Consider the following 2,010-nt stretch of genomic DNA (forward strand, 5'->3'; position numbering starts at 1 on the left):
GTTTAGATATTAAACTTAAATTACTTGGTATTGTAATCCTATAATACCGTTTTTTGCAGCATAGCTGCCTTGTATTAGGTAAATAAAATTTAAATATTAAATATGTTATATATAAAAGTGAAGGAAGTTCTGACAACAATTATTTATTGAACAGAATTGATTAGTTCAATCAGGAAGTTCTCTTTACATTATAAAAATGAGGGTATATAATTTATATATACCTTCATTTTTTAAAAACTCAGAAAAGCTAAATATGAAATGCCTACTTTATAACCACTACTTTATAAACCCTTACGTTGTAACCCTACTATAATAACCTCTACTTTAAAATACCACTCAAAAAACTTGCTATAATATCCTAATTCTAATACAGAAAATACTTACAAGTATATTGACCATTCAAATTCGCTTCCCAGCGGGTGTATAAATTTCCATATAAGGAGAATGGTATGAAAAGAGGATTGAGAACATCGGCCCTCATCGTGGCGGACATAGTCCTTTTGGTAATTTCCATATATGTTTCGTTCATGTTGAGATATGGCGGAGAGGTACCTGCTATTTACGGAGCGACCCTTAGAAAGCTGATAGTCAGCATAATATTCATAAAACTCATAATTCTATACTTTTTCAAACTATACAAGAGCCTCTGGGCATATGCATCCATTGAGGAGCTTATAGAGATAGTGGAAGGGGTGTTTTTGGCAAACGCTGCTTTCATAGTATTTATGTTTTTCATAGAGATAAACATTCCAAGGAGCGTATTCGTACTCATTGCCGTATTTGACACGATTTTCCTGGGTGGGACAAGGTTGAGCTACAGGATTTATAGAAGATACAGAACCTATGGCAATATCTTCAGCAAGGAAAAGAAAAAGAGGATAATGATTATTGGAGGAGGAGTTGCGGGTACAATGACCATCAGAGAGCTAAGGAGCAGAAGCTACGAACTGGGAGAGCCCGTAGTCATTATTGACGATGATCCCTGTAAGAAGGGGAAAACCGTAAACAACATACCCGTTGCGGGAAACAGACACGACATTATAGGCATAGCGGAACACAAAGACATAGACGAAATAATCATAGCCATGCCTTCCGCTTCAAAGGGAGAAATAAAGAATATAATTGAAGAATGTAAAAAGACTAACTGCAAGCTTTTAATACTTCCTGGAGTATACCAAATAATAAATGGAAAGGTGAATATTTCAAATATCAGGGAAGTGCAGATTGAGGATCTTCTGGGAAGGGAAGAGATAAAGCTCGATACCGAACACATAAATGAATTCATCAGAAATAAAAGAGTTATGGTTACGGGAGGAGCTGGATCAATAGGCTTTGAGATTGCAAAACAGGTAGCAAAATATAATCCAAGCAAGCTTATCCTTGTTGATATTAATGAAAACGGACTCTATGATGTACAACATGAGCTAAACTGGCACTACAACAGGGAAAAACCCACCCTTGACTTTGTTGCAAAGATAGGGTCAATAAGGGATGAAGAAAGGCTGAATTACCTTTTCAACAAATACAGGCCTGAAATTGTATTCCATGCGGCGGCCCACAAGCATGTGCCCATGATGGAAGAAAATCCCCATGAGGCGATCAAGAACAATATATTCGGCACCCTTAACCTTGTGAAGACTGCAGACAAATACAAGGTGGAAAAATTCGTTCAAATATCGACGGACAAGGCAGTGAATCCCACAAATGTAATGGGTGTGACAAAGAGGGTATGTGAACTGATCATAAGGACATACGATGCAGGGAGTGATACGGAATTTGCCGCAGTGCGCTTTGGCAACGTACTTGGAAGCAACGGAAGTGTAATCCCCCTGTTCAAGAAGCAAATAGAGAAAGGCGGGCCTGTAACGGTGACCCATTCCGAGATAATTAGGTACTTCATGACAATACCGGAAGCTTCCCAGCTGGTGCTCCAGGCAGGAGCAATGGCGGAAGGCGGAGAGATATTCGTTCTGGACATGGGAGAGCCTGTAAAGATACTTACCCTTGCAG

General features: G+C 38.8%; 1 protein-coding gene. It reads left to right on the top strand.

Annotated features, from left to right (window positions below):
• Nucleotides 1–449: 449 nt before the first annotated feature.
• Nucleotides 450–2,010 (top strand): polysaccharide biosynthesis protein (locus AC3AX0_RS12350; protein WP_487550581.1); only part of this gene is annotated, 1,561 nt, incomplete at its 3' end.

This window comes from Dethiosulfatibacter sp. (assembly GCF_983023055.1).